Raw genomic sequence first — 3243 nt, forward strand, 5'->3', positions numbered from 1 at the left:
ATCTTTATTTGGCAATTTTACTAGCTTTTTCATTTTAACCCTTTTTTGGCATACTCGCCAAAGTGAGATGCACCCGGTCTGTATTGCCAATCCAGGCATCTAATAGCAAATATCCGATAAAAGTTTCTACTGCTGTTTCTATCCCGACTGGCCCAAGCCAATCGAGGGGCAAATTAACAGAATTGTCTGCGATCACATTCAACACAATATTAACTGTGTGCCGTGCGTTCGCAGACAAAACTTGATTCCCAGGAATGAAACTGCCACCATCGGGCAAAAATGATGGTGAGACAGTTCCGCGTTGACTTCTCCAAGTTGCCAGTTCATATTGAGCATGGGGCAGTCCGAGCAATTTGCACAACTCGGCTGCAATTTTTTCCGCCCAATCTTCACCTGTATTCGGTCGAGACTGTTTGTACAAGCAGCGGCCAAATTCTGAGTGATGGAACCAGAATTTATTCTTAGTTCCCATTTGTTCTTCTTCAGACAGATCGTAATCAGATTCTGGAACAACAATAACCGGCAACTCTTCAGCCATTTTGTCAACCTTAAAGAATGCTAAAAGCAACTATCTAACGCAGGAATTCGCGCGGATCGGTGACATACCCAGTTAGCGCCGAAGCCGCCGCCGTGTAAGGCGAAGCTAGATAAACTTGCGCTTCTTTGTTACCCATCCGGCCGGGGAAATTCCGATTAGTTGTAGATACGCAAATTTCGGGTTCATTCATCCGCCCAAAAGTATCTTTCGGGCCGCCCAAACAAGCGGCGCAAGAAGGCGCGGCGGGTTCGATGCAGCCGGCGGCTAAGAAGATTTCCGACAGCGTTTGACCGTCGTATTTTGTGACAAACAAATCTTCGTAAACTTTCTGAGTTGCCGGTACTAAATATGTCGGAACTTTGACTTGATTTCCTTTGAGAATGCGGGCTGCATTCAAAAAGTCGGAGGTTTTGCCGCCGGTACAGGAACCGATGTAAACGCGATCGATCTTGACATCGCGACAATTGCGGGCCAATTCGCGGTTGTCGGGGGAGTGCGGTTTGGCGACGACAGGTTCTAATTTGCTGACATCGTAGGTGCGATCGCTATAAAACGTAGCATCAGCATCAGTGTAAAATGCTTCAAAGGGCACATTTGTACGAGGATTAACGTAATCAAACGTGGTTTTGTCCGCAGCCACCGTGCCGTTTTTGCCGCCAGCTTCAATCACCATATTGCACAGCGTCATCCGTTCTTCCATCGTCAAACGATCGACTGTATCGCCCGCAAATTCCATTGTGCGGTAGTTAGCACCGGCCACGCTGATATCGCCAATAATTTGCAAAATCAAGTCTTTTGCTAACAAATAATCCGGCAGTTCCCCGTTGAGCACAAAGCGCATAGTTGCCGGCACTTTGATTAACAGTTTGCCGGTTCCCATAATAAAAGCAGCGTCCGTATTGCCGATACCGGTGGCAAATTGTCCGAAAGCGCCGGCATTGCAGGTGTGGGAATCTGTGCCGAAAAGCACTTCGCCGGGCCGCGTGTGGCCTTCTTGTGCTAGGGCGATGTGGCAAACTCCTTTATAGTCGGGATTTGCTTTAAAGTCCGATCGATCTGTGATGTCGTAAAAGTATTTTATCCCTTGTTCCTTGGCAAAATCGCGGAGAATATCGACGTTGCGGTTAGCGCGTTCATCGTTGGTGAAAATATAGTGGTCAGGAATTAAGACGATGCTGTCGGGATTCCAGACTTTAGCATTTTCGCCGAATTCGCGTTTGAAAACGCCGATAGTGCCGGGCCCGCAGACATCGTGGGTCATCAACACGTCTGTTTCTACCCAAATGTTTTCTCCGGGCTCGACTTTAGTGCGGCCTGATGCTTTGGCTAAGATTTTTTCGGTCAGGGTCATTCCCATAGTGCGATCGCTCTTTTAATTTAGATGCTACATAACTGTATTGTAAGCGAAACATTCCCTGTTACCGAAGATACAAGTTAAAGAAATAGAAAAATTTCGGTTTTAGTCTCGGTGTCCGTGCCATATCGCAGAATGATTAAATTAACATCAATTCAAGTGAATTATTTTGAATTCTTCCAAGGATTCAACCCACTCAATCGCGAGTTTGCCGACCAAGCAACCAACTTGAAAATTATTTTTTAAAGCATAAATTAAAACAATTAATTTAAGCAGCCCGATCTATATAAAATTCAATTTTTGTCCTGATTGTAAATCCTTTGAGGTCGAGCGTTAGTCTTGCTCAAATTAGAGAATGCTCTTAACACAAACACCAAAAAACTGCAAGTCACTCGAACGTGCGACTGGTAACTCACAGCTAGCCAGTGTTATCAATTAAAAAAGAAACTTAAATCGTTCACAGTCAAAAAAATCTCAGAGTGCATTTCTACGGCTGTAGAAATTAATGATAGTGAAATGAGCGAGATAGCCGGAGGTGACGGCTATCTAGTTTCGCCATTCTCACCGTTTATGCAAATGGAGATTTTCCAGTGAATTCACAGAAACAAAGTCGCCAGCGCGACGTTATTTTGACATCTCAAAATCTTGATCAACTCCCAGCAGCAAAAGCTGAATCTCAAAATTACGAACATATTGACACACATTATACTATCGAAGTCTGGGGCGATCGCACAAACTCAGATCCAGATACTTTAAAAACGGCGGTGTCCAAGGATTGGATCGATGATTGTGTCCTGAATCCGAGGATGCTGCACCAGATTCAGGCAGAGGTAAATCACCCAGGATTCAGCAAAATTCAGGAAATACTGGCACAATTCCAGCAAATGTTCGATCGCTTAGGGGCGATCATTTTGGCTGTAGACGGACAGGTGCAGTTCATCGCTGAACGCGCCGAACAACTGTTGAGCCAGTATTTTTTATCCCACCCCCCAGACTCATTGCCAGAACTCTTACAACATTGGTTCAAACAACAGATTTCGAGACTCACATTCAACGGCAATGTTCCATCTAGCTGTTTACCCTTGCACATTCAGCAAGCAGGAAGACAGTTGAACATCCGGCTGATTCCCGATCCGATTGGCGAGCAATATCTCTTGTTGTTGGAGGAACAAGAACTGCAAAGATTCTCTATTTCTGGTCTGGAATTGCTAGGACTCACCAAACGCGAAGCAGAGGTTCTGTTCTGGATTGCCAAAGATAAAAGTAATGCCCAAATGGGTGCATCTCACTTTGGCGAGTATGCCAAAAAAGGGTTAAAATGAAAAAGCTAGTAAAATTGCCAAATAAAGAT

At 44.9% G+C, this 3243-nt stretch carries 3 protein-coding genes; 1 reads left to right on the forward strand and 2 read right to left on the reverse strand.

What is annotated here, in order from left to right; all coding sequences use genetic code 11:
• Positions 1–34 precede the first annotated feature (34 nt).
• Both QUB52_RS28830 and QUB52_RS28835 read right to left on the reverse strand, forming a co-directional pair.
• Positions 35–538: a hypothetical protein gene (locus tag QUB52_RS28830; protein ID WP_332975647.1), complete on the reverse strand. Its 504-nt coding sequence runs from the start codon at positions 536–538 to the stop codon at positions 35–37.
• A gap of 34 nt (positions 539–572) precedes the next feature.
• Positions 573–1895, reverse strand: a complete 1323-nt coding sequence (locus QUB52_RS28835; RefSeq protein WP_321161519.1) for a 3-isopropylmalate dehydratase large subunit — start codon at positions 1893–1895, stop codon at positions 573–575.
• Between the two features lie 587 nt (positions 1896–2482).
• On the opposite strand from QUB52_RS28835, the gene QUB52_RS28840 reads away from it, so the two are divergent.
• Positions 2483–3214 carry a LuxR family transcriptional regulator gene (locus tag QUB52_RS28840; protein WP_332975646.1) on the forward strand — a complete coding sequence of 244 codons (732 nt, stop codon included), beginning with the start codon at positions 2483–2485 and terminating at the stop codon, positions 3212–3214.
• Positions 3215–3243: the final 29 nt, after the last annotated feature.

Origin of the sequence: Microcoleus sp. A6-C6, from assembly GCF_036705955.1 — a bacterium.
Taxonomy (GTDB): Bacteria; Cyanobacteriota; Cyanobacteriia; order Cyanobacteriales; family Microcoleaceae; genus Microcoleus.